The following is a 22,782-nucleotide window of genomic DNA, read 5'->3' on the forward strand; positions in this document are numbered from 1 at the left end:
GCAAAGCTGTACATTTGCCGCGCTGCGGCATATGGTGCGCGCCGCTTTGACACGACCGCTGCGCCCGGAGCGCAGGACTGCCGATCCCGCCTGGAAAAGATCCCTTTCCCGACCGGCCGATCGCAGGCACCCGAAAGACATGACATGACGGAAATCGACGGCGTTGTTCCTGCGCTTGCCCAGGCTTTGGCGAAGCGCGGATACGAGACGCTGACCCCCGTGCAGCAGGCCGTGCTCGGCGAGGAGATGGACGGTCGCGATGCGCTGGTCTCCGCCCAGACCGGCTCCGGCAAGACCGTAGCCTTCGGCATCGCCATGGCGCCGACCCTGCTGGAGGGGGCGGAGCGCCTGGAGCGCCCTGATCTTCCCATCGCGCTCGCCGTGGCGCCGACCCGCGAGCTCGCCCTGCAGGTGAAGCGCGAGTTGGGCTGGCTCTACGAGATGGCGGGCGCGTCGGTCGCGTCCTGCGTCGGCGGCATGGACATGCGCACCGAGCGCATGAACCTTCAGCGCGGCGCCCATATCGTCGTCGGCACGCCGGGCCGCCTGCGCGACCATATCGAGCGCGGTTCGCTCGACATGTCGGCCATGAAGGTCGTGGTCCTGGACGAGGCCGACGAGATGCTGGATCTCGGCTTCCGCGAGGATCTGGAGTTCATCCTACAGTCCGCCCCAGAGAGCCGCCGCACCCTGATGTTCTCGGCCACCGTGCCGCCGACCATCGCCTCCATGGCCAAGCGCTATCAGCGCGACGCGGTGCGCCTGACCACGGCGAGCGAGAGCCGCCAGCACGGCGACATCGAGTACCGGGCCCTGACCTGCGCGCCGACCGACCGCGAGAACGCGATCATCAACGTGCTGCGCCATGCCAATCCGAAATCGGCCATCGTGTTCTGCGGCACCCGCGCCACGGTGAACCACCTGACCAGCCGCTTCACCAACCGTGGCCTGTCGGTGGTGGCGCTGTCGGGCGAGCTGAACCAGGGCGCGCGCACCCACGCGCTGCAGGCCCTGCGCGACGGCCGGGCCTCGGTCTGCATCGCCACCGACGTGGCGGCGCGCGGCATCGACCTGCCGAACCTGGAACTGGTGATCCACGCCGATCTGCCGAAGAACCCGGAATCGCTGCTGCACCGCAGCGGCCGCACCGGCCGGGCCGGGCGCAAGGGCATCTCCGCGCTGATCGTGCCCTATCCGCGCCGCCGCCATACCGAGCGGCTGCTGAACAACGCCAACATCAAGGCGACCTGGGGCAAGCCGCCCTCCGCCGACGAGGTTCTGGCGCTCGACCGCCAGCGGATCCTGGAGGATGCCGACCTCTCCCAGGAGACCACCGAGGAGGAGCAGGCCTTCGCCGCCGAGCTGCTGGCGAAATACGACGCCCAGGCAGTGGCCGTCGCCTTCCTGCGCAAGCACATGGCCGCCCTGACCGCGCCGGAGGAACTGCTGGACGGCCCCGCCGCCGGCGAGCGTCACGAGCGGCCGGACCGCGGCGACCGTGGCCCGCGTCGCGAACGCGCCGACCGTCCGGAACGGGATCGCGGAGAGCGCGGCGGCAAGCGTCCGGGCGATTTCGAGAGCGGCACCTGGGTCCGCCTGTCGGTCGGCCGCCATCACAGTGCCGAGCCGCGCTGGTTGCTGCCGATGCTGTGCCGGGCCGGCAATCTGACCAAGGACAACGTGGGCGCCATCCGCATCCACGAGAACGAGACTCATGTGGAACTGCATCCGGAGGCGGTCGACGCCTTCCTGGAGGCGGTCGGACCGAGCCGCAAGATCGAGAAGAGCATCACCGTCGACAGGATCGACGGCATGCCGGCCGAACCGGCGCCGGCTCCGCGCAAGAAATGGCCGGACCGTTCCGACCGGGCCGACCGCCCCGAGCGGGCGCCGCGCAAGCCGAAGCCCCAGGGCACCCTGCGGGCCGTGGCGCCCAAGCCTGAGACTATGGCGGCGCCAGTTCCCGCGCCGGAACCGGCTCCGGCGGCACCTGCCGAGACCCCCAAATCCGACCGCTCGTTCGGAGAGAAGCGCCGCCGGGAGCAGCCGAGCTTCAAGCGCGAGACCGTGAACCCGGCCGAGCGCCCGCTGAAGCGCCGCCGCGACCAGGCCAGTCCGGCCCGCGACTTCGGTGGTGCTGTTGATGCCTCCCCGATCGCCACGGCCGAGGGACGCGCACCCGCCCCGAAGAAGCCCTGGAAGGGCAAGGACGGCGACGTCAAAGACGGCTTCAAGGAAGGCGGCAAGAAGTTCGGCGCCAAGCCGGGTGGGGGCAAGCCGGGCGGCAAGAAATTCGGCAAGCCGCATCCGGCCGACACTCGCCTCAACAAGGGTGCCGGCAAGAAGCCGCATCGCAAGGGCCCTGGCTCCCCGAAGCCGCCGCGCGGCGACTAGGGTGGTCGGGCGCGGCGGCACGCGGCGTCTTGCCTGTGCCCCGCCGCCCGCTCCATGATCGGGCCTCATCTGCGAAGACGAGGCTCCCGACGTGACCGTAACCGACCCCTACCGCCTGACGGCCGGTGAGGCCGCCGCCGCCATGGCGCAAGGCACTCTCACCGCCGTCGACCTGCTCACCGGCCTGCTCGCCCGCATCGAAGCCCGCGAGCCTGCCGTGCGTGCCTGGCTGCATGTCGACCGCGCCGGCGCGATGGCGGAGGCGAAGCGGCTGGATGCGGAGCGCGCGGCCGGGAAGGTGCGCGGCCCGCTGCATGGCATTCCCATCGGCATCAAGGACGTGATCGACGTCGCCGGTATGCCCGGCACCCACAACTCGCCGCTGCATGAGGGCCGGGTGCCGGTGGACGATGCCGGCTGCGTGGCGCTGATGCGGGCGGCCGGTGCGATCCCGCTCGGCAAGCTTGACACGGTAGAGTTCGCCGCTCTGGGCCGTCTGCCGAAGACGGTGAACCCGCACCGGCTGACCCATACCGCCGGCGGGTCCTCCAGCGGCTCCGGGGCGGCGGTCGGCGACCTGCATGTGCCGATCAGTTTCGGCACCCAGACGGGCGGGTCGGTGATGCGCCCGGCCTCCTATTGCGGCACCTACGCCATGAAGCCGACCTGGGGCGTCGTCAGCCGGGAAGGGGCGAAACTCTTCGCCGCCAGCCTGGACACCATCGGCTGGTACGCCCGTTCGGTGGAGGACCTGCGCCTGGTGGCGGCGGCGAGCGGTATCGCCGAAGAGACCGGCACGGCGCGCGACGTCTCCTCCCTGCGCATCGCGCTCTGCCACACCCCCTATGCCGACAAGGCCCGAGACGGCGCGCTGGACGTGCTGACCCGGGCGACCGAGGCGCTGAAATCCGCCGGGGCGACGGTGGACCGGCTTGAGCTGCCGGCCTCCTTCGCCGAGATCGACGACGCCAAGGACACGATCATGCGTGGCGAGGGGCGGGCGGCCTTCCTGCCGTCCCTGCTCACCCGGGGCGACGCGCTGCACGACACCCTGCGCGGGATTGCGGAATACCGCACCGGGATCACCCCGATGACGTTGAAGGCGGCCCAGGACTATGCCGCCCATCTGCGCGTGGCCTATGAGGGGCATTATCGCGGGTTCGACGCAGTGCTGACCTTCGGCGCGACCGGCGAGGCTGATGCCGGGCTGGAGAGCACCGGCAACTCGGTCTTCAACTCGCTGTGGACGCTGCTGCACCTGCCGGTGGTCGGCGTGCCGGCCGGCGACGGACCGACCGGTCTGCCCATCGGTGTCCAATTCGTCGGCTTCCGCCACGGCGACGACGCCCTGCTCGACGTGGCGGCGGCGGCGGCCCCGGTGGTCGATCCGTGGTGCGGGAAGGTCCGGGTGCCGGCGGGGTAACCTTTTTCGATGGGGAAAGGTCGATCGGGTGAGGGGACGGCGTTTCCCCCGCCTCACTCTCCAACCTCTTTCACTCCCCGGATTTATTCCGGGGCTGCGGTGACGCGCCGTCCGCCGCCAGACTATCGCGCTCTGGCGGTCCTAGAGGCTCAAGGGTGGGCCCCGGAATAAATCCGGGGAGTGTTTGAGGGGGTAGGGCATGTGCCCGTTTCCTCCCCGCCGTCATCCTGACGCACGTCAGGATCAAGCCCCCGGCGCCGGTGCACCGTAGATCGAAATGAAGACGGAAAGCCGGCGTCCGACCGGCCGCCCCATCACGCCCAATTCTTCACATTTTCACTCCCCGGATTATTCCGGGGTCTACGGTGACGCGCAGTCCACCGCCAGACTATCGCGCTCTGGCGGTCCTAGAGGCCGAAGGGTTGGCCCCGGAATAAATCCGGGGAGTGAGGAGAAGTTGGGTAAGTCAGCGAGAAACCCTTCCCTCGTCACGACCCCGGGATCGTCCCCTCCGGCAATCCGGCGCAGTGCTTGGCGATCTCGCCCGGGGTCGTCACCCAGATGTCGTCGCGGTGCTTCAGGATATGCTCCATCGCCCGCCGCAGCGCCCGCAGGCGGAACGGCTGGCCCACCACGAACGGGTGCAGCACGGCGGTGTACACCAGCGGCCGCTTCCTCGACTGCAGCAGCATCTCGTCGAACTGGTCGATCATCATCCGCTCGAATTCCTCGCCGGAATGCTGGCGGAACACCATGGCGGGGCTGTCGTTCAACTCGATGGAGTAGGGGACCGACAGGATCCGGCCCTTGCGGGTGCGCATCCAGAACGGCTGGTCGTCGGCCGGCCAGTCCATCACGTAGTCGTAGCCGGCCTCGTCCAGCAGATCGAGGGTCACCGGCGTCTGCGCCAGATACGGACCGAGCCAGCCCTTGGGAGAGGTCCCGAAGAACTCGGTCAGCGTATCCGTCGTCTCCTTGATCAGCGCCGCCTCGCCGGCCTCGTCCAGCACGTCCTGGCGCTCGGCATTGGTGCGGCCGTGGCCGACCACCTCGTCGCCGCGCGCCTTGATCTTCTCGCCGATCTGCGGGCAGTGCTCCATCAGCAGCGAGTTCAGGTTGTGCGAGGCCGGGACGCCGAACTCCTCGAACAGGTCGAACATGTACCACTGGCCGACCCGGTTGCCGTAGTCGCGCCAGGCGAAGTTGCGCGTGGTCTGCGGCGCGCCGATCACCGTGCTGTCCGTGCCCAGGCCCTCCAGGAAGGAGAACACCTCGATATTGTTGCAGAAGCACACCGCCAGACGCTTGCCGCCGGGCCAGTCATAGACCGGGCGGTCGTCCAGGGGGATGTAGTCGTAGCGATCGTGAACAGCGAGTTTCATGGCGTATAACCGGCGTTAGGGTGAGGGGGAATGTTGACAAGGACGGCCCCCGGATCGTCAACTGTCGACACTTTAGCAGGCCGATAAGCAGGATGGGGAGAGTGCGATGAACCCGTGGTCGCAGACAATCACCGAAGATGAGCAGAAGCGCTACGACGCGGCCGGATTCGGACGGTCGAGCGGCATCGGCAAGCGGCCCGCCCTGCTGATCATCGACGTTCAGTACCGCACCATCGGCACCGAACGCCGGCCCTACTGGGAGGCCATCAAGGAATACCCGACCGCCTGCGGCGATGTCGGGTGGGAGGCGGTGGACAACATCGTCCCGCTGCTGGCCGAGTTCCGCCGCCTGGGCCTGCCGGTGCTCTACCCCCATGTGGCGCCGAAGAACGTGGACACCGATGCCGGCCGTCTGGCCGAGAAGGTCCCGGCGATCATGACCGTGGACGCCAAGGGCTACGAGTTCGTGAAGGAGATCGCGCCGGTGAAGGGTGACGTGCTGCTGCCCAAGAAGCACCCGAGCGCCTTCTTCGGCACGCCGCTGGTCAGCCATCTGATCGATCTCGGCGCCGACACCCTGTTCGTCACCGGCTGCACCACCAGCGGCTGCGTGCGTTCCTCGGTGACGGACGGCTTCGCCTATAACTTCAAATGCGTGGTGCCGCAGGAATGCGTTTATGACCGCAGCCCGACCAGCCATGCGGTCAACCTGTTCGACATGAATGCCAAATACGCCGACGTCATGCCGACAGCCGACGCCATCGGCCTGCTGAAGGGCCTGGAGAGCGGCATCACCCGTGCCGCCGGAGAGTAGGATGGACGGCACCCCCCAGCCGACCGAGCCGGCCCGCCGCATCGTCGAGGGCATCGACGCCCTGACCCGCTGGGCGGCGGCTCTGCGTTTCGAGGACATCCCCGAGCCCATCCGGGTGCGCGCCGCCACGGTGCTGGCCGACGACCTCGCCGCCATCGTCGCCGCGCGAGAGGAGCCGGAGCTGATCGGCCTGACCGCGGGCATGACGAAATCGTCGGGTGCCGCCGAGGCGACCGTGTTCGACGGACGCGGCACGCGGCTCGACCGCTACTCCGCCGCGACGGTCAACGGTTCTGCCGCCGACTGGTGCGAGCTGGACGAGGGCTATCGCCGGGTGATCTGTCATGCCGGCCTGTACTGCGTGCCGGCCCTGCTGGCCGAGGCGGAGGCGATCGGGGCGAGTGCACGCGACCTGCTCAGGGCGCTGACCGTCGGCTACGAGATCGCCGGACGGGTCGCCCGCGCCTTCGGCTGGGCCACCCTGACCCTGCATCCCCATGGCAGCCTCGCCGCCGTCGGTGCCGCCGCGTCGGTGGCCGCGTTGCGCGGGCTTACGGCCGAGGAAATGGCCAAATCGATTTCTACTGCCTGCACCCTGGTGGTGCCGGGGCCGTTCAACCACACGGTGGAAGGCGCTCTGGTGCGCAACGTCTGGCCGGGTGTCGGCGCGTGGAGCGGGCTGCGGGCGGTCGACTGGACCCTGTGCGGCATCACCGGCCGGCCGGAGAGCCTGCACGACGTTTATGCCGGCGCCTTCAACGGCGAGCCGCATCCCGACGAGCTGACCGACGGGCTGGGCGCGGACTGGGCGCTGTCCGACGGCTATCACAAGCTGCACGCCTGCTGCCAATACGCCCATTCGGCGGTGGAGGCGAGCCTGGCGCTGCATGCCAGGACCGACGCCTCGAAGATCCGAGAGATCCATATCGACACCCACTGGAAGGGCCGGCACCTGGACAATGCCCAGCCGGCGACGACGCTCGCGGCGAAGTTCTCCATGCAGCACATCCTGGCGGCCACGGCGCAGTTCGGTCATGCCGGGGCCGAGGCGTTCCATGCCTCCACCCTGACAGCACCGGAGCTCGTGGCGATGCGCGAGAAGGTCACGATCGGTGCCTATGAGCCCGAGCCGGCCTGGCCGAATGACCGCCCGGCCCGGGTGACCTGGGTGCTGTCCGACGGCCAGCGGGTGACCGAGGAATGCCTGAGTGCCCGCGGCGGCCCCGACCGGCCGTTCGCCCCGGCGGAGGTCCGCGCCAAGATCCGCGGCATCGTCGATGCGCCGTACTCGGCCATGGGCGCGGTGCTGGAGCGGCTGCTGGACCTGGACCCGGCCGCGCTCGACCGCTCCTGGGCCGACATTGTTGCTGAGATGACGGCCTGACCCATGACGGACGTGGATACCGACCTGCTGGTCATCGGCGCCGGCGCCTGCGGGCTTGCCGGGGCCATCGCCGCCCATGATTCGGGCATCTCCGTCGCCATCGTGGAGAAGCTGGCCCGTCCCGGCGGCAATTCCTCGCTCAGCACCGGCTCGGTGCCGGGGGCGGGCAGCCGGTTCCAGCGCGACGCCGGGATCGAGGACGCCCCCGACCGGCTCGTCGCCGACCTGCTGGCGACCGCCGGGCACCACGACGCCGACGGCCTGACCCGGCGCATGGCCGAGCAGTCGGCGCCGCTGGTGGAATGGCTGATCGACGATCTCGGCGCCCGCATGGAGTTGGTGACCGCCTACAAGCATGTGGGCCACAGCGTGCCGCGCCTGCATGCGCCGCGCTCCAGGCGGGGTCAGGACCTGGTGGACGACCTGCTGGGCTTCGTCGCCGACCGCGGCATCCCGCTGGCGGTCGGCAATCCTGTGGACCGGCTGATCGTGGAGGACGGGGCCGTGCAGGGCGCCGTCGTGGCCGGCGAGCCGATCCGCGCGTCCAAGGTGCTGGTGGCGACCAACGGCTTCGCCGGCAACCGCGAGATGGTGGCCCGCTGGTGTCCGGAGATCGCCCCGGCGGAGTATTTCGGCGCGCTGGGCAGCACCGGCGAGGCGGCGTCCTGGGGCGAGGAGATCGGCGCGGCCCTGGGCAATATGGGCGCCTATCAGGGCTATGCCGCCGTCGCCTATCCCCAGGGCAGCCTGCTGTCCTGGACCACCATCGAGAAGGGCGGGATTCTGGTCTCCGCCGACGGAAAGCGCTTCGGCAACGAGGATGCCGGCTATTCCGGCTTCGCGCCCAATGTGATGGGGCAGGGCGAGATGGCCTATGCCGTCTATGACCGCCGCATCCACGAGATCGCAGCCCAGGAGGAGGAATACGCCGAACTGGCCGAGATGGGCGGCGTCCGCTGGGCCGACACGCCGGAGGGCCTGGCCGGCCATATGGAAGTGGACGGGGCGGCGCTGGCCGACACTGTGACGGCTTACAACGCGGCGGCGCGGGGCGCGGCGGCGGATGCGTTCGGCCGCCGGAAGTTCGAGCTGGCGCCGCTGGCCGCACCCTTCGCGATCGTGCGGGTGAAGCCGGGCCTGTTCCACACCCAGGGCGGGCTGATGGTCGATGCCGACGCCCGGGTGCTGCGGCCGGACGGGTCCGTGGTGGAGAACCTCTTCGCCGGCGGCGGGGCGGCGGCCGGGATCAGCGGCCGGACCGGGGCGGGGGGCTATGCGTCCGGCAACGGGCTTCTCACCGCGCTGGCGCTCGGCCGTCTGGCGGGCCTGCGGGCGGCGCGGGATCTGCGGGGGTGATTTCCTTGCTCACCCCCGCCCCCCCCTCCCGTCATCCTGACGCACGTCAGGATCAAGCCCTAGGCGATGGTGCACCGTAGATCCTGACGTGCGTCAGGATGACGGCTGAGGGGAGGGTCGGGTGCTCCCGGCCGACCAGCCCTTCTCTCACTCCCCGGATTTAGTCCGGGGCCTACCATTCCGCGTGACGGGTCTGACGTCCATCATATCCCTGACGTGGACCCCGGAATAAATCCGGGGAGTGTGGAGAGGGGGAGGCGGGCGTGCGAACCCGCTTTGCGGACATCCGGGTTTCTCGCAGCCCGCCCCAGCGCTAGCCTTCGTCTCCTCGAAATCACCTGAGGCCGTGCGCCATGACCCGGATCGTGTTTCCTGGCCGCATCCTGTTCCTCTGCGACGACCCGGCCAAGCTGGCCAGCCAGTTCGCCGGGGAGGACCTCTCCGCCGAGGCGGCCGCCCCCCTGCGCAGCGACATCTCCACCGATGAGATCACCCCGATCCCGACCCTCGTCCATTACGACGAAAAGATTGCCCGCTTCGCCCATACCGGCTTCGAGACGAAGGGGCAGCGGCCGATCGGCGAGGCCGCCATTCTCGACGGTGGCTTCTCGGTCCTGGTCGGCGGCAACCGCTACGGAAAGGGCTCGTCGCGGGAGCACAGCCCGCTGGCCGAGGTGCGGGCCGGGATCCGGTTGATCGTCGCCGAGGGGTTCGAACGGCTGTACCGGCAGAACGCCGACAATCTCGGCCTGTTCACCTCCACCGATTTTGGCCTGATCGAGCGCATCCGCGCCGGCGAGGCGATCCCATTGGACGATCTGCTGGCGGGCCGCGATCCCCAGGCCCAGGCGATCCTGCGCGCCGGCGGGCTGCTCGGCTACGGCCGCGCCATCGCGCCGACCGCCGCCCCGCTGCCGCCCGAGCGCCTGGCGAACGGCGGTCCCAAAACCCTGGCGGAGAAGATCATCGCCCGCCACGCGGTGGAGATCGGTGGCGAGACCTGGACGCTCGCCCCCGGTTCCGCCGGCTTCGTGCGCCCGGCTTGGCGGTATTTCCACGACATCTACACCGCCATGTGCGGCCATATGCTGGAGGCGGCCTATGGCGAGGGCCTCAGATTCGAGGATCCGGCGACGGTGGTGTCCTTCGAGGACCACTACTCCTACGCCCATCGGCCCGACGTGAACGCCAAGGTGGACCGCATGCCCGGCATCCGCCGGATGTCGGCCGGTCACCGGGCTTTCGTGGCCAAGTACGGGCTGCGCGACCACGGCTATCTGGACGGGGAGGAGGGGTCGGAAGGCATCTCCCACGCCATGATGACCGAGCAGTACGTGCTGCCCGGCCAGCTCGCGGCGGGAACGGATTCCCACACCCCCCATTGCGGCGCGCTCGGGTGCCTCGCCTATGGGATCGGCAGCACGGAAATGTCGAACGCGCTAATGACCGGCCTGACCCGGATCAAGGTGCCGCAGACCGTGCGGGTGATCCTGAGCGGCGATATCCCGGCCGGGGTGATGGCCAAGGATATCGTGCTCCACCTGCTGGCCGACCCGTTCGTGCGCGACGGCGGCGGCATCGGCTGCGTCTTCGAGTTCGGCGGGCCGGCCGCCGCCCGGCTCTCCACCGACGAACGGGCCACCTTCACCAACATGACCGCCGAGATGGGCGGGCTCACCGGGATCTTCGAGCCGGACGCGGAGACCGTCCGCTTCCTGAAGGAACGGCGCGGGGTCGATTTTGCCGTCGAGCCCTGGATGAGGAGCGATCCGGGGGCGGCCTATGCCCATGAGATCGAGATCGACTGTGACGCTCTGGTCCCGATGCTGGCATCGCCCGGCGATCCGGGGAACGGGGTGAAGCTGTCGGATCTCGCCGAGACGGTGTTCGTCGACATCGCCTATGGCGGCTCCTGCACCGCCGGCAAGCGCGAGGATTTCGACGGCTATCACGAGGTGCTGCGCTGGGCCGCCGACCACGGGCGGACGGTGCCCGACGGGGTGAAGCTGTACCTGCAGTTCGGGACGACGGCGGTGCGGGAGTATTGCCGCGAGCGGGGCTATCTGGAGGCGTTCGAAGCGGTCGGGGCGGAGATCCTGCAGCCGGCCTGCGGCGCCTGTGCCGGCTGCGGTCCGGGGCTGTCGCTCGAGAGTGACCAGGTGACGGTGAGCGCGATCAACCGCAACTTCCCGGGGCGCTCCGGGCCCGGGAAAGTGTGGCTCGCCAGCCCGAAGACGGTGGCCGCCAGCGCCATCGCGGGGCGGATCGTTTCCTTCAAGGGGCTGAAGGGCGGGCGGTAAGAGGCTCGCCTCCCTCCCCAATCCACACGCACTCCCCGGATTTATTCCGGGGCCAACTCTTCCGCGTGACCGGACGGATGACCAAGGCACCCCTGGCGTGGGCCCCGGAATAAATCCGGGGAGTGATCATTGTTCTGAGGGAAACGAAAACGGCCGCACCAGGCATCCGGGGCGGCCGTTTCGCGTTGGATGTCGCCCGCCTACCGCATCAGCTCCGGCAGGAAGGTCACGATGGCCGGGAAGGCGATCAGCAGGCCCAGGGTGATCACGTCCATCAGCACGAAGGGCATCACGCCGGAGAACACCTCCTCAAGGGTGAGCGGGATCGGCGACGCGCTGCGGACCACGTAGACGTTCAATCCCACCGGCGGGGTCATCAGCGAGATCTCCGCCAGCTTGATGGAAATCACCCCCAGCCAGATCGGGTCGAAGCCGACGCCGGTCAGGATCGGGAACATCACCGGCAGGGTCATCACCATGATCGCGATCGGCTCGATCAGCATGCCGAGGATCAGGTAGATCACCGCGAAGGCCAGCAGGTACAGGTACGGGTTAAGATCCCAGGACAGCAGGATCGTCGAGATATCCGAGATCAGGCCGGTATAGGTCAGGAACCGGGCGAACAGGATGCCGCCGATCACGATGATGAAGATCACCGATGTGGTGACGCCGGCGTCCTTGAAGGTTTCCACCATGGACTTGCCGGAGAGCCGGCCCTTGGCGACCACGATCAGGAAGGCGCCGAACGCGCCGACGGCACCGGCATAGGTCGGCACGAAGAACCCGGTATAGATGCCGCCGATCACCAGGATGAACAGAAACAGGATGCCCCACACGCCGTAGAGCGACTTGTAGCGTTCCTTGGCGGAGACCCGGGTCGGCAGGGTCGGGGCGATCTCGGGGCGGCGCCGCACCCAGATGTAGATGCCGATGACGAAGACCGCGGCCGACAGCAGGCCCGGGACCAGACCGGCCATCAGCAGCACGGCGATCGACTGCTCGGTGATGACCGCGTAGATCACCATGAGGATGCTCGGCGGAATCAGCGAGGCCAGAGTGCCCGAGGCGGCGATACAGCCGGCACTCAGCCGTTTGTCGTAGCCGAAGTTGGTCATCTCCGGCAGCGCCATGCGGGTGAAGACGGCGGCGTTCACCACCGTCGATCCGCAGGCCGCCCCGAAGGCGGCCGAGGCCAGCGTCGTGGCGATCGCCAGACCGCCGCGCAGGTGCCCGAGCCAGTTGTAGGCCGCCTTGTACAGGTCCGTGGTGATGCCGGCCGTCGTCGCCAGCGACCCCATCAGGATGAACAGCGGGATGACCGCGAGCGTGAACTCGTTGGTCGTGCTGAACGGGATCGTGGCGAGCTGCGCCCAGGCGGCGTCCGGCCCGATGGCCAGATACATGCCCAAGATGCCGCCCAACCCCAGGGCGACGCCGATATGGACGCCGACGGCGAGGAAGAAGATCAGCAGAACGCCGACAAGGAAACCTGTCGTTGCGGGATCGAGCATTCGGGTGTCCTCAGTCGGTGCCGGTGGGGCGCGTGGGGTCGTAGTCCTCGGCCGCCTGGATCTCGCTGCCGTCGATGACCCGGCGGATGTCGGTGATCAGGTCAAGCACGAGCTGCAGGATCAGCAGGCCGGTGCCGACCGCCAGGACGATGCGGGCGGGGAAGAGTGGGAACCGGATCAGCCCGACCGTCGCCTCGCCGATCTGCAGGCTGTACAGCGCCTCGTTATAGGCCTGCCAGAGCAGCAGCGAGAAGAACACGAGGCCGCAGAGATCGGCGAAGATGTCCATGGCGGCCCGGGCGCGCGGGCCGGTATTGGTGTAGATCAGCTCGACCCGGATGTGGCTGCGCCGGATCTGGGCGTAGCACAGGGCGCCGAACACGATCAGCACCATGGTGCTCTCGGTCAGTTCCAGCGCGCCGGGCACCGGGGTGTGGAAGATCTGCGTGCCGACCACCTCGATGGTGCCGAGGAACATCGCCGCCATCGTGCCGACGCCGCCGATCAGCAGGATGGCGAGCGCGACGCGCCGCAGAATGCCTGAAACAAGAACCATGGTCCCGCCGTACCGGTAAGGGGATGAAAGGGTCTAACCAAAGGGGTTCACGAAAAGATCCCGGCCGCCGAAAGCGGCGGCCGGGAGGGTGTGCGTCAGATCAGCGGCCGAGCCAGGCGTACCACTGGTCATAGACCTTCTGGGCTTCCTCGCCGAGGCCACGGCCTTCCATGTCCTTGACCCAGTCGCCGAGCAGATCAGGCGCCATATCCTTCCACTTGGCGAGCTCGGCTTCCGGGAACTCCTTCACCTCGCCGCCATTGGCCTTGATGTCCTCGATGGCCTTGCTCTCGAAGGCGTCGATCCAGTCCAGATAGGCCTGCTGGCTGACCTTGGCCTCTTCCATGAAGATCGCCTGGGTCTCCGGGGTCAGCTTGTCCCAGGCGCGTTTGCCGATGGTGATCAGGTGGCCGGTGATCGCCATGACCGGGCCGCAGCTGAACTTGCCCGGCTCGTAGAAGCGGTTGGTGACGATGTTGCCGGCATTGATGAACGAGTAGTCTAGCGTGCCGCGCTGCAGCGCCTCATAGATGTCGCCCACGCCGATGGTCACCGGCACCGCGCCGACCGCATTGTGCAGCTTGGGAATGTCGGCGCCGAAGCTGCGGATCTTCTTGTCCTTCAGGCCGGCAACCGTGTCGCAGTTCCCATCCGGGCCGGTCAGGTAGTACTGGCCGAGCGGCTGGTGGAACAGGAACTTCACGTTGTACTTGTCCAGCTCCTCGGAGAACGCCGGGATCTCCGCGAAGGAGTTGCGCGACAGGGTCATCGCCTCGGCCGGCGTGTCGAACACGAACGGAATCTGGAACGCGCGGATGAACAGAAGCTGGTCGGCGTAGTAGCCCGGCACGACCGAGGCCATGTCGATGGCGCCGCGGCCGGCGAGGGTCATGATCTCGTTGCCCTTGCCGAGACCGCCCGCATAGGTGATCTCGATCTTCACCTTGCCGCCGGTGCGCTCCTCGATCTTCTTGGCGAAGTTCTGCTCGACCTCGAGGAACGGGCTGTTCGGCAGATAGTGGCCCCAGCGCAGCGTGACCTCGTCCTGGGCCAGCGCGCTGCTGGCTATGCCGAGCGAGGCGGCAACCGCAGCACCCTTGATAATGCTTCCGATATATTTGTTCATTGGATTACTCCGTCTCCCTGTTTCAGCGCCGTAGTGGCGGAATGTCCCCTGGGCTGGCGCCGGCTCCGCATCATCCGCGCTCCGGCGCCTTGGGTCGACCAGATTATCCGGGCCCCGGCCGAGGCCGGGCGTGCTCTTCGGAGGCGCCAGAATAGTCAACTGTTGACATTTTTCCGCCCCGACAGCCTTCTGTCAACGCCTCCTCCGCAGGGGTAGTCTAGGGTAAATCGCCGATAGGAGACCAGGGATGGATGACGCGCGTTCGCGCCCGCGTTCTTCGGAAACCCATGCCGTTGAACCCAATGCCGTGGAAGACTGGAGCCGGATCCTGGACATCCTGGCCAGCCGCCGGTCCTGCCGCGACTTCGACGGCACGCCGATGGATCGCGCGGTGCTGGCCGAGATCGTGCGCGACGGCATGCAGGCCCCGTCCTCCTGCAACCAGCAGCAATGGCACTACATCATCGTCGACGACCGCGACATGCTGATGCGCTGCCACGACATCTCCGGCGGCAACCACCACTTCGCCGAATGCTCCGCCCTGGTCTATCTGTGTTTCCAGAAGGGCTGGACCCACGGCAATTTCTCCGTCGTCCAGTCGGTGGCGGGCGCTTGCTACCACATGATCCTGAGCGCCCATCTGCGCGGCTACGACACGATCTGGAATGCCGGGATCGGCGACAATGCCGCCCTGGCGGAGCTGTTCGGCGTGCCGCCGATCTTCGAGATCTGCGGGGCGATGGCGATCGGCCGGGCGCGGCCGACCGCCCCGGCGATGAAGGCGCCGCGCCGGCCCTTCGAGGAGGTGCATTCCTGGAACGGCTTCGCCCGGCCCGGCCACACGATCTATCCGGTGAAGCCGGCCAAGGCCTATCCGTATTTCGAGATCACCAACCCGTCCAACCCCTTCGCCATGTGGGACCCGCGCGGCTGGTCCTGGGAGCAGCTCGGCGATTTCCGGGGCTATGCTGTCTGGGCGAAGTCGCCGCTGGCCGGGGTCTATGTCTCGCGCCGCCAGGGCGAGGCGACCCGCGCCGAGCTGGACCTGCTGCCGGACCTGACTCCGGGCTCGCGGGTGGTCGAGCTGATGCCCTGGGGCGGGACCTACAGCGTGGAGATCCGCCGGCGCCTGGACCCCGGCGTGGAGCTCCATCTGGCCGAGCTGTCCGACGGGAATCTTACTTTCATCCTGGAACGGATGAAGCGCGAAGGCTTTGCCCTGGACCATACCCATGGCGACCGCATCGACGGCCCCTCGCTGCCCTACGCCGAGGACAGCATGGATGTGGTGATTCTGCCCCAGGTGCTGGAGCAGATGCCGCAGCCGGAGAGGATGCTGGACGAGGTGCGCCGGGTGCTGAAGCCGGGCGGGGCGGTGGTCGCCAGCGTGCGCAACCTGGATTCCGACTATGGCGACCACTGGAGCGAGGTGGAGTCGCGCGGCTGCATTCCGAACCAGGGCCCGTTCACCCCGCTGTCGGCGGAGACCGTGCGCGGCTGGATGGCCGCCCGGTTCATGCCGGAGGTGGAGCAGGGTATCGGCACCGCGGTGAGCCACGATGCCACCGTGGTGACCGACGAAAACCGAACCGGATGCCGGCTCTATGCCGGGCGCTGGCGGGCGGCCTGAGGGATCAGGCGAGGGTGCGGGCCATGAACCGGCCGGTGCCCTCGCTGCCCGCCACCAGGGCGCCGTCGCGGACGACGAATCCGCCACGTACGATGGTGTGCAGCACCTTGCAGGCCATCTCCTGTCCTTCCCAGACCGAGTAGCCGGCGTCGCTCTGCAGGCTGGATTTCTGCACGGTCCAGGGCGCCTTCATGTCGAGGATCGCGAAATCCGCATCCGCCCCCGGCGTGATCCGGCCCTTGCGCGGGGACAGGCCCATGGCATCCGCCGGCTGGCAGGTGACCAGTTTCGCCAACTGCTCCAGCGGAATGCCGCGCTTGACGTGACCCTCGGTGAAGAAGGCCGGCAGGAACGCGTCGAGGCCCGGGAAGCCCGGCTGGGCCTTCCAGATGCCGCCGTCCTTGCTGGAGATCGGCCGGTGGATGTGGTCGGTGCCGAGCGTGTCGATATCACCCCGACGGATGCCCTCCCACAGCGCTTCCCGGTCGGCCGGGTCGCGCAGCGGCGGGTTCACCTTGGCGACGGCACCCCAGTGGCTCGTGGTGTCGTGGGTCAGGTAGTGGGTGCAGGTCTCGATCGTCAGCCTGGAGCCGGCCTTGCGCTGCTCGACCGCGGCGGCCAACGCCTCGCCCGAGGAGGTGTGGACGGTATAGACCCGCGCGCCGGTCACCCGGCCGAAATAGGCGGCTCGGCGGATCGCGTCGGCCTCCACGAAAGGCGGGCGGGTCGCGTTCCAGCTCTCCAGGCCGTTCTTGCCCTCGGGATCGGCGGCCATCACCCGGTCGCGCAGCACCCAGGCGGCCTCGATGTTCTCCGGGTGCGGACACATCATGCCGCCATGCTCGGCCAGGGTCTCCAGCAGCCGCAGCATGAAGCCGTCATCGGTGCCGGGCAGGCCGAGCCGCTTGCCCTCGTCGCCGCGGATGTTCATGAACAGCTTCGCAGTGGGGACGCCGAATTCCTTGATGTAGCGCGGCAGTTCGGCGAGCTGGTCGTCGGTCGCGATCACGAAGTGGAAGCCGAAATCGATCCGCGCCCCGGCCTCGGTCACCGATTTCAGCTCCGCGAACTGGGCGCCGTAGGGATCCGGGCTCATCACATAGGGGATGAAGGACGTCACGCCGCCGATCGCCGCCGCCGCCGTTTCACTCGCCGCGTCGGAGGGCACCCGGGGCTTGGAGATGTCGCTGCCGTGACCGAGATGCAGGTGGACGTCGCAGGCGCCCGGCAGCACCGTCAGCCCGCCGAGTTGAACCGTCTCCGCCGCCTCCGGACCGCTGCCCGGCTCGGTCACCGCGGCGATGCGACCGTCGGCGACCAGCACGTCGACGTCACGGAAACCCTGTCCTGGGAGCAGCACCGATCCACCGGCCAGTCTCAGATCCATCTTGGTCATCGTGTCGTCTCCATCCTGTGCTTATCTGTCGGTCGTCGGGCCGTGCGGTCGCGCCTGTTCCGCAGACCGGAATGTTGGCGCGCGTTATGGGGCAGGGCGCAAGGCGGCGTGGCAAATTCATCGTCGAAAAGACGGATTTGACACAGATGCGCAGGCATTCCCGCGCTATTGTGATTAGAATGATAATCAACTCGAGCACGTTTAAGGGCTCGGTCATAGGTTGAGGAACCGTAGCTGTGGCGACGATTGAGACGATGCAACCGATCACCTCCACGAACCTGTCGACGCTGGCCTTCGAGCGGCTGGAACAGGCGATCATGTCCGGTGAGCTCAAGCCCGGAGAGCGGCTGTCCGAGGTGACCCTGGCGCGGCGCTACGGCATCAGCCGTGGCCCCCTGCGCGAGGCGATCGGCCGGCTCGAGGGCCGTAATCTGGTGGAGCGCCAGGCCAACCAGGGCGCGCGGGTGGTTTCCCTCGACCAGGCCCAGATCCTCGACCTGCTGGTGATCCGCGAGAGCCTGGAGGGCATGGCCTGCCGCCTGGCCGCGACCCGGATGAAGCCGGCGGAGCTGAAGCGCCTGCAGCGCATGCTCGACGACCACGCCACCGACGAGCACGTGGTCGCCGGCAAGGGCTACTTCCAGGGCGGCGGCGATCTCGACTTCCACTACCGCATCGTGCGGGCCAGCCGGAACGAGCGGCTGATCAAGATGCTGGACGAGGACCTGTACTCGCTGCTGCGCCTGTTCCGTCAGCGGCTGAGCACCGCCCCCGGCCGTCCGGCCCAGGCGTTGGAGGAGCACCGGGCGGTGCTCGCGGCCCTGGAGGCGCGCGACCCCGACGCGGCGGAAGCGGCGATGCGCACGCATATCCGCAACAGCCGCGCCAGCATCAATCACCTGGTCGCCGCCGACGTCGCGTAGCGCCGTCCAGTCAGGCCGCCGGCACATGGTTGATCGGGATGTCGACATCCAGCATCGGGGCGTGCTGCTGGCAGCCATAGACGTCGGTGTCGCCGAGATCGCCCGCCGGGGTATGCCGCGGGATCGTCGCCTTGAAGGCGAGGCCGGCCGGATAGGGCGTGAACAGCACGTCCTCCTCCGCCACGTCGTACAGATCGGCGATCAGCTTCGGCGTCAGCACGCCGGTCGCCGCCACCGCGTCGTAGGTGGCGCGGGTCTCGAACACCACGTCGATGGTGAGCTGGAACGGGCCGGCATTCTTCGACTTGCAGACCTTGGCGATATCGCGGATCCGGGGCATCACAGGTCCTCGTAGGTGATCGGGAACGGGGCGAGCGGATCGTCCACCGCCATCGTCTGGAAGACAGAGAACCGGTAGACCGGCCCGGCCTGGATGTCCGAGGGCGAGTAGGGGAAGGCCATGTTCCCCTCGCGGCAGAGCCGGCCCGGGAAGTCCGTGTGCAGCATGGTGACGCGGGCCACCGACAGCACCGCATCGGCGGTGTCTTGGTCGTCGGCCACGGCTTCCACCACGAAGCCGATCTCGTGCGGCTTGGCGGTGCCGCGCAGCGGCTCGGCCGCGCCCATCACCCCGTCCAGCCCGTAGCGGCGGATGATCAGCTTGTAGTCGTCCGGCGTGACCCCGAGATTGCCGACCTTGGTGGCGGTCGACTCGTGGATCGTCTTCAGGAAATCGTCCAGCGTGTCGATCAGCAGCGGGTCGCGGGTGCCGCAGATGCTGATCGCCCGGTAGCCGACCAGCTCGACGCCCTCCAGCTTCACCGTGTAGGGCGAGGGGCTCCAGGTCATGCCGGAGACCCGCACCGCCCGGTCGTTCACCGCGTCGAACCGGCAGTCGGTGGTGTCGAGAATGCCGCCCGGCTCCACATGGATGCAGGGGCTGGGGTTCTCGTGCAGGGCATGGTTGGCGACGGAGGAGGGGGTGCAGGCCCGCTCCGGTGCGGTCGGCTCCAGCACCACGCCCTCGTCGTCCACCGTCACGTAGAGGCAGTCATGGCCCTTGGGAATCGACGGGGTGGCGCCGCATTCCAGCATCTTGCCGGCATACCAGGCAGGGGCGGGCGCCTTGCCGGCGCGGATCGCCATGGCGGCCCAGGGGGCGGGATCGCTCGACCGTCCGGCCAGCACCACGTCGGCGGCGCCGTCCAGGGCGGCGGCGAAGGGCTCCGGTCCCATCATGCCGACCACCCGCTCGGCCCGGTCGATGGCCTCGGCGTCGATCGCCGGCCCGCCGGTCAGTTTCTTCATGCGGCCGTCGGCCGTGGCTTTCTTCAGCGCCGCCTTGTCCTGCTCGGCCTCGATGGTGGCGAGCCGCAGGTGGATGCCGTCCTCGCGGGCGATTTCGCGCACGATGTCGGCGGTGATCTCCAGATGCGGGGTGCCGCCCGCACCGCCTGCCGTGCCGATGACCACGGGCACGCCCTGGCGCTTGCCGGCCTGCACCATCAGCCGCAGGTCGCGCTTCATGGCGCGGCGCGAGCTCAGCGTCTTGCCGGAGCCGAGATAGAACGGTCCCGGATCGGTACTGCCGCCATCGACGCCGATCATGTCGACGCCGCGTTCCTCGCCCTTCAGCAGGGACGATTCAGGGAACCCGTAGCCGAGGATGCCGCTGGTCGATAGCATTCGGTAGGCGCCGCTGCTCACGGTGGTTTCCTCCTCGTTATCTTTGGCCGGATCATCCCCGGCGTGATCGATAACTGTCAACAGTTGACGATATTGTTCGGCCCCGCTGTAATCCGGGCGGGCGGTAAGTCCCGATAGAAACAGGGCCGGGAGGTTTGGACCAGATGACGACGCTTGCTGATCGCCGAAAGAAATTCCGGGCGATGCTGGAGGAACGGCGCGCCGTTCTGGTGCCGGGTGCGGCGAACGCGCTGACCGCCCGCGTGATCGAGGACCAGGGCTTCGAGGCCTGCTACGTCACCGGCGCCGGAATCGCCAACACCCTGCTCGGCGTGCCCGATATCGGCCTGGTCACCATGAGCGAGATCCAGACCACGACGGCCGCGATCGCCGAGATCAGCAGCCTGCCCCTGTTCGTCGACATGGACACCGGCTTCGGCAATGCCATCAACACCCACCGAACCGTCCGGGTGCTGGAGCGGGCGGGCGCCTGCGCGGTGCAGATCGAGGACCAGGTCTTCCCGAAGAAATGCGGCCATTTCGACGGCAAGGCGGTGATCCCGGCCAAGGAGATGGCGACCAAGGTCCGCGCCGCCGCCGACGCGCGCGAGGACGAGAACTTTCTCATTATCGCCCGCACCGACGCCCGCGCCATCGAGGGCATCGACGCCGCTCTGGACCGCGCCCGGATGTATATCGAGGCGGGCGCCGACGTGACCTTCGTCGAGGCGCCGACCTCTGTCGAGGAGATGACCCGGATCTGCGCCGAGCTGCCGGTGCCGCAGGTGGCCAACCTGGTGGTCGGCGGCCGCACGCCGATGCTGTCTCAGGAGGAGCTGGCGAAGATCGGCTTCGCCATCGTGCTCTACGCCAACACGCCGCTGCAGGCCGCCATGCGGGCCATGAGCGAGGTGCTGGGCGCGCTGAAGCGCGACGGCAACCTCGACGCCGTGCAGGACCGGCTGGCCGATTTCGTCGAGCGCCAGCGGCTGGTCCACAAGTCGACCTACGACGCCATGGAGAAGACCTACGCGGTCGAGGACTAAGAGGATGGCTGCATGAAGTTCGCACACGAGGACCGCGCCCCGTATTCCGCCATCGTCGACCGCCCGAAGCTGACCTGGCCGAACGGGGCGAAGATCGCGGTCTGGGTGGTGCCCAATGTGGAGCACTACGAGTTCCTGCCCCGGCCGTCGCGGATCCGCGATCCCTGGCCGCGCACGCCCCATCCGGACGTGCATGGCTACGGGGTGCGGGACTACGGCAACCGGGTCGGGCTGTGGCGGATGATGGAAGTCATGGACGCTCACGGCGTGCGCGGCACCCTGTCGCTCAGCATGTCGAACTTCGTGCACTACCCCGAGATCTTCGAGGCCTGCGAGGCGCGCAAGTGGGCGATCATGTCCCACGGCATGTACAACACCCGCTACCACTGGGGCTACTCCGAGGAGGAGGAGCGGGACGCGATCCACGAGAGCCTGGACCTGCACACCAAGCTCACCGGCCGCAAGCTGCGCGGCTGGTTCTCCCCGGCCGGGTCCTGGACCTTCAATACGCCCGACCTCGTGGCCGAGGCGGGGATCGACTATTACTGCGACTGGTACCACGACGATCAGCCATTCCCGATGCGCACCCGCTCGGGCCGCACCCTGGTGACCATCCCCTACACGATGGAGCTGAACGATGCGGTCATGTACCGCAACCAGTTCGACAGCGAGGATTTCGCCAACTGGACCTGCGACGCCTTCGACACGCTCTACAAGGAGGGTGAGGAGCAGCCGCGGGTGCTCTGCCTGGCGCTGCACCCCTACATCCTGGGCCAGCCGCACCGGATCAAGCATCTGGACCGCACGCTCGCCTATATCACCGGCCACGACAAAGTCTGGATGGCCACCGGCGAGGAGATCGCCGACTGGTACATCGCCAATCACCTCGAGACGATGAAGGCCCATCTGGGCTGGGAGGGCGCGCCATGACCCAACCGCGTCCTGGGATGGACCACGACCTCTATCCCTATTCGGCGATGAACCGGCGTCCGGCGATCTCCTGGCCGGACGGCAACGGGCTGGCCTTCACCGTGCTGCTGCATCTGGAGTTCTGGCGGCTCGATCCGCCGAAGGAGGACTGGCGCGACCCGCGCTACCAGGGCGCGTTCGGAAACTTCTATCCGGACTATACCGGCTATACCCAGCGCGAATACGGCAACCGGATCGGCATCTTCCGGGTGCTCGACCGGCTCGACAAGTTCGGCCTCAAGCTGACGGTCCCGGCGAATGCGGCGGCGCTGGAGCGCTATCCGGCCATCGTCGAGCGGCTGATGGACCGCGACGTCGAGTTCGTCGCCGCTGGCACCCATTCCGACCGGATGATCACCTCCAAGCTCGACGCCGATGCCCAGCGCTGGATGATCGACGAGAGCGTGGCGACGGTGGAACGCATCACCGGCCGGCGGCCGACCGGCTGGGCCGGCCCGGCCTATGGCGAGAGCGAGATCACCGCCGGCCTCCTGGCCGAGTTCGGGCTCGACTACGTCATGGACTGGCCGAACGACGACCAGCCCTACATGCTGAATACCAAACCGGCCCTGGTCTCGGTCCCGCGCCAGCCCGAATGGGACGACGGCGAGATCATGTGGCTGCGCAAGGTGCCGCGCGAGACCTGGGAGGACATGGTCGTCGCCGCCTTCGACCGGCTCTATGAGGAGCGGGCGGCGGGGCGGTACTTCTCCCTGTCCCTGCATCCCTGGATCGTCGGCCAGTTCCATCGCATCCGCTTCCTGGAGCAGGTGCTGGAGCGCATCGCGCCGCCCCGCGACGGCGTGTGGCAGGCCACCGCCGGCGAGGTCGCCCGGCATTTCCGCGCCCTGCAATCCGACTGACCTTCCGCCCCCACGGGCGCCCC

At 68.3% G+C, this 22,782-nt stretch carries 18 protein-coding genes; 11 read left to right on the plus strand and 7 right to left on the minus strand.

The window, feature by feature from the left end; translation table 11 throughout:
• Nucleotides 1-144 precede the first annotated feature (144 nt).
• Nucleotides 145-2,394, plus strand: coding sequence for a DEAD/DEAH box helicase (locus ACOQOP_RS04395; protein ID WP_420565105.1), 2,250 nt, complete (start codon nucleotides 145-147; stop codon nucleotides 2,392-2,394).
• Nucleotides 2,395-2,485: 91 nt separating this feature from the next.
• Nucleotides 2,486-3,817, plus strand: coding sequence for an amidase (locus tag ACOQOP_RS04400; protein WP_420565106.1), 1,332 nt, complete (start codon nucleotides 2,486-2,488; stop codon nucleotides 3,815-3,817).
• A gap of 488 nt (nucleotides 3,818-4,305) precedes the next feature.
• Here the strand turns inward: ACOQOP_RS04400 and ACOQOP_RS04405 are convergent, their stop codons facing one another.
• Entirely contained in the window at nucleotides 4,306-5,199 is an 894-nt protein-coding gene (locus ACOQOP_RS04405; protein ID WP_420565107.1) for a polysaccharide deacetylase family protein, read from the minus strand.
• 106 nt (nucleotides 5,200-5,305) lie between these two features.
• On the opposite strand from ACOQOP_RS04405, the gene ACOQOP_RS04410 reads away from it, so the two are divergent.
• From ACOQOP_RS04410 to ACOQOP_RS04425, 4 genes are all read left to right on the plus strand, one after another.
• The gene (locus ACOQOP_RS04410; protein WP_420565108.1) at nucleotides 5,306-6,013 is read left to right on the plus strand and encodes an isochorismatase family protein; all 708 of its coding nucleotides are present in this window, start codon (nucleotides 5,306-5,308) and stop codon (nucleotides 6,011-6,013) included.
• 1 nt (nucleotide 6,014) lies between these two features.
• The gene (locus tag ACOQOP_RS04415; RefSeq protein ID WP_420565109.1) at nucleotides 6,015-7,397 is read left to right on the plus strand and encodes an MmgE/PrpD family protein; all 1,383 of its coding nucleotides are present in this window, start codon (nucleotides 6,015-6,017) and stop codon (nucleotides 7,395-7,397) included.
• 3 nt (nucleotides 7,398-7,400) lie between these two features.
• Entirely contained in the window at nucleotides 7,401-8,753 is a 1,353-nt protein-coding gene (locus ACOQOP_RS04420) for an FAD-binding protein (RefSeq protein ID WP_420565110.1), read from the plus strand.
• Between the two features lie 353 nt (nucleotides 8,754-9,106).
• Nucleotides 9,107-11,053 (plus strand): aconitase family protein, encoded by a 1,947-nt coding sequence (locus ACOQOP_RS04425; protein WP_420565111.1) that lies wholly within the window; start codon nucleotides 9,107-9,109, stop codon nucleotides 11,051-11,053.
• A 200-nt stretch (nucleotides 11,054-11,253) separates the two neighbouring features.
• Here the strand turns inward: ACOQOP_RS04425 and ACOQOP_RS04430 are convergent, their stop codons facing one another.
• The 3 genes from ACOQOP_RS04430 to ACOQOP_RS04440 all read right to left on the minus strand — a co-directional run bounded on the left by ACOQOP_RS04430 (nucleotide 11,254) and on the right by ACOQOP_RS04440 (nucleotide 14,246).
• A complete protein-coding gene (locus ACOQOP_RS04430) occupies nucleotides 11,254-12,564 on the minus strand; it encodes a TRAP transporter large permease (RefSeq protein ID WP_420565112.1) in 1,311 nt (436 codons plus the stop codon).
• Between the two features lie 10 nt (nucleotides 12,565-12,574).
• On the minus strand, nucleotides 12,575-13,120 hold the full coding sequence (locus ACOQOP_RS04435; protein ID WP_420565113.1) for a TRAP transporter small permease subunit: 546 nt from the start codon (nucleotides 13,118-13,120) through the stop codon (nucleotides 12,575-12,577).
• Nucleotides 13,121-13,220: 100 nt separating this feature from the next.
• The gene (locus ACOQOP_RS04440; RefSeq protein ID WP_420565114.1) at nucleotides 13,221-14,246 is read right to left on the minus strand and encodes a C4-dicarboxylate TRAP transporter substrate-binding protein; all 1,026 of its coding nucleotides are present in this window, start codon (nucleotides 14,244-14,246) and stop codon (nucleotides 13,221-13,223) included.
• 247 nt (nucleotides 14,247-14,493) lie between these two features.
• Between ACOQOP_RS04440 and ACOQOP_RS04445 the strand changes: the two genes are divergently transcribed.
• Entirely contained in the window at nucleotides 14,494-15,876 is a 1,383-nt protein-coding gene (locus ACOQOP_RS04445) for a nitroreductase family protein (RefSeq protein WP_420565115.1), read from the plus strand.
• Nucleotides 15,877-15,880: 4 nt separating this feature from the next.
• Here the strand turns inward: ACOQOP_RS04445 and ACOQOP_RS04450 are convergent, their stop codons facing one another.
• Nucleotides 15,881-17,272 (minus strand): dihydroorotase, encoded by a 1,392-nt coding sequence (locus tag ACOQOP_RS04450; RefSeq protein WP_420565116.1) that lies wholly within the window; start codon nucleotides 17,270-17,272, stop codon nucleotides 15,881-15,883.
• A gap of 254 nt (nucleotides 17,273-17,526) precedes the next feature.
• On the opposite strand from ACOQOP_RS04450, the gene ACOQOP_RS04455 reads away from it, so the two are divergent.
• A complete protein-coding gene (locus ACOQOP_RS04455) occupies nucleotides 17,527-18,195 on the plus strand; it encodes a GntR family transcriptional regulator (protein ID WP_420565117.1) in 669 nt (222 codons plus the stop codon).
• A gap of 10 nt (nucleotides 18,196-18,205) precedes the next feature.
• On the opposite strand, the gene ACOQOP_RS04460 is transcribed toward ACOQOP_RS04455, so the two are convergent.
• Nucleotides 18,206-18,535, minus strand: coding sequence for a DUF4387 domain-containing protein (locus ACOQOP_RS04460; protein WP_420565118.1), 330 nt, complete (start codon nucleotides 18,533-18,535; stop codon nucleotides 18,206-18,208).
• The gene (locus tag ACOQOP_RS04465) at nucleotides 18,535-19,902 is read right to left on the minus strand and encodes an acyclic terpene utilization AtuA family protein (protein ID WP_420565119.1); all 1,368 of its coding nucleotides are present in this window, start codon (nucleotides 19,900-19,902) and stop codon (nucleotides 18,535-18,537) included. Before ACOQOP_RS04465 ends, ACOQOP_RS04460 begins: the two co-directional genes overlap by 1 nt.
• A 143-nt stretch (nucleotides 19,903-20,045) precedes the next feature.
• Here ACOQOP_RS04465 and ACOQOP_RS04470 point away from each other — a divergent pair, with 143 nt between their 5' ends.
• The 3 genes from ACOQOP_RS04470 to ACOQOP_RS04480 are packed head-to-tail and all read left to right on the plus strand — an operon-like array spanning nucleotide 20,046 to nucleotide 22,759.
• Nucleotides 20,046-20,927 carry an isocitrate lyase/PEP mutase family protein gene (locus ACOQOP_RS04470; RefSeq protein WP_420565120.1) on the plus strand — a complete coding sequence of 294 codons (882 nt, stop codon included), beginning with the start codon at nucleotides 20,046-20,048 and terminating at the stop codon, nucleotides 20,925-20,927.
• A gap of 12 nt (nucleotides 20,928-20,939) precedes the next feature.
• Complete coding sequence (locus tag ACOQOP_RS04475) at nucleotides 20,940-21,857, plus strand: polysaccharide deacetylase family protein (protein ID WP_420565121.1); 918 nt, start codon at nucleotides 20,940-20,942, stop codon at nucleotides 21,855-21,857.
• Nucleotides 21,854-22,759, plus strand: coding sequence for a polysaccharide deacetylase family protein (locus ACOQOP_RS04480; protein WP_420565122.1), 906 nt, complete (start codon nucleotides 21,854-21,856; stop codon nucleotides 22,757-22,759). The genes ACOQOP_RS04475 and ACOQOP_RS04480 overlap by 4 nt, the downstream gene beginning before the upstream one ends.
• Nucleotides 22,760-22,782 lie beyond the last annotated feature (23 nt).

Origin of the sequence: Thalassobaculum sp. (assembly GCF_965223715.1) — a bacterium.
Lineage (GTDB): Bacteria > Pseudomonadota > Alphaproteobacteria > Thalassobaculales > Thalassobaculaceae > Thalassobaculum.

What these genes read in the sequence shown, in the direction of transcription:
- ACOQOP_RS04425 (WP_420565111.1), top strand. Translation starts at nt 9,107, where the DNA reads ATGACCCGGATCGTGTTTCCTGGCCGCATCCTGTTCCTCTGCGACGAC.
- ACOQOP_RS04405 (WP_420565107.1), bottom strand. Translation starts at nt 5,199, where the DNA reads ATGAAACTCGCTGTTCACGATCGCTACGACTACATCCCCCTGGACGAC.
- ACOQOP_RS04470 (WP_420565120.1), top strand. Translation starts at nt 20,046, where the DNA reads ATGACGACGCTTGCTGATCGCCGAAAGAAATTCCGGGCGATGCTGGAG.
- ACOQOP_RS04415 (WP_420565109.1), top strand. Translation starts at nt 6,015, where the DNA reads ATGGACGGCACCCCCCAGCCGACCGAGCCGGCCCGCCGCATCGTCGAG.
- ACOQOP_RS04480 (WP_420565122.1), top strand. Translation starts at nt 21,854, where the DNA reads ATGACCCAACCGCGTCCTGGGATGGACCACGACCTCTATCCCTATTCG.
- ACOQOP_RS04395 (WP_420565105.1), top strand. Translation starts at nt 145, where the DNA reads ATGACGGAAATCGACGGCGTTGTTCCTGCGCTTGCCCAGGCTTTGGCG.
- ACOQOP_RS04440 (WP_420565114.1), bottom strand. Translation starts at nt 14,246, where the DNA reads ATGAACAAATATATCGGAAGCATTATCAAGGGTGCTGCGGTTGCCGCC.
- ACOQOP_RS04450 (WP_420565116.1), bottom strand. Translation starts at nt 17,272, where the DNA reads ATGACCAAGATGGATCTGAGACTGGCCGGTGGATCGGTGCTGCTCCCA.
- ACOQOP_RS04455 (WP_420565117.1), top strand. Translation starts at nt 17,527, where the DNA reads ATGCAACCGATCACCTCCACGAACCTGTCGACGCTGGCCTTCGAGCGG.
- ACOQOP_RS04435 (WP_420565113.1), bottom strand. Translation starts at nt 13,120, where the DNA reads ATGGTTCTTGTTTCAGGCATTCTGCGGCGCGTCGCGCTCGCCATCCTG.
- ACOQOP_RS04420 (WP_420565110.1), top strand. Translation starts at nt 7,401, where the DNA reads ATGACGGACGTGGATACCGACCTGCTGGTCATCGGCGCCGGCGCCTGC.
- ACOQOP_RS04460 (WP_420565118.1), bottom strand. Translation starts at nt 18,535, where the DNA reads ATGCCCCGGATCCGCGATATCGCCAAGGTCTGCAAGTCGAAGAATGCC.
- ACOQOP_RS04430 (WP_420565112.1), bottom strand. Translation starts at nt 12,564, where the DNA reads ATGCTCGATCCCGCAACGACAGGTTTCCTTGTCGGCGTTCTGCTGATC.
- ACOQOP_RS04475 (WP_420565121.1), top strand. Translation starts at nt 20,940, where the DNA reads ATGAAGTTCGCACACGAGGACCGCGCCCCGTATTCCGCCATCGTCGAC.
- ACOQOP_RS04445 (WP_420565115.1), top strand. Translation starts at nt 14,494, where the DNA reads ATGGATGACGCGCGTTCGCGCCCGCGTTCTTCGGAAACCCATGCCGTT.
- ACOQOP_RS04410 (WP_420565108.1), top strand. Translation starts at nt 5,306, where the DNA reads ATGAACCCGTGGTCGCAGACAATCACCGAAGATGAGCAGAAGCGCTAC.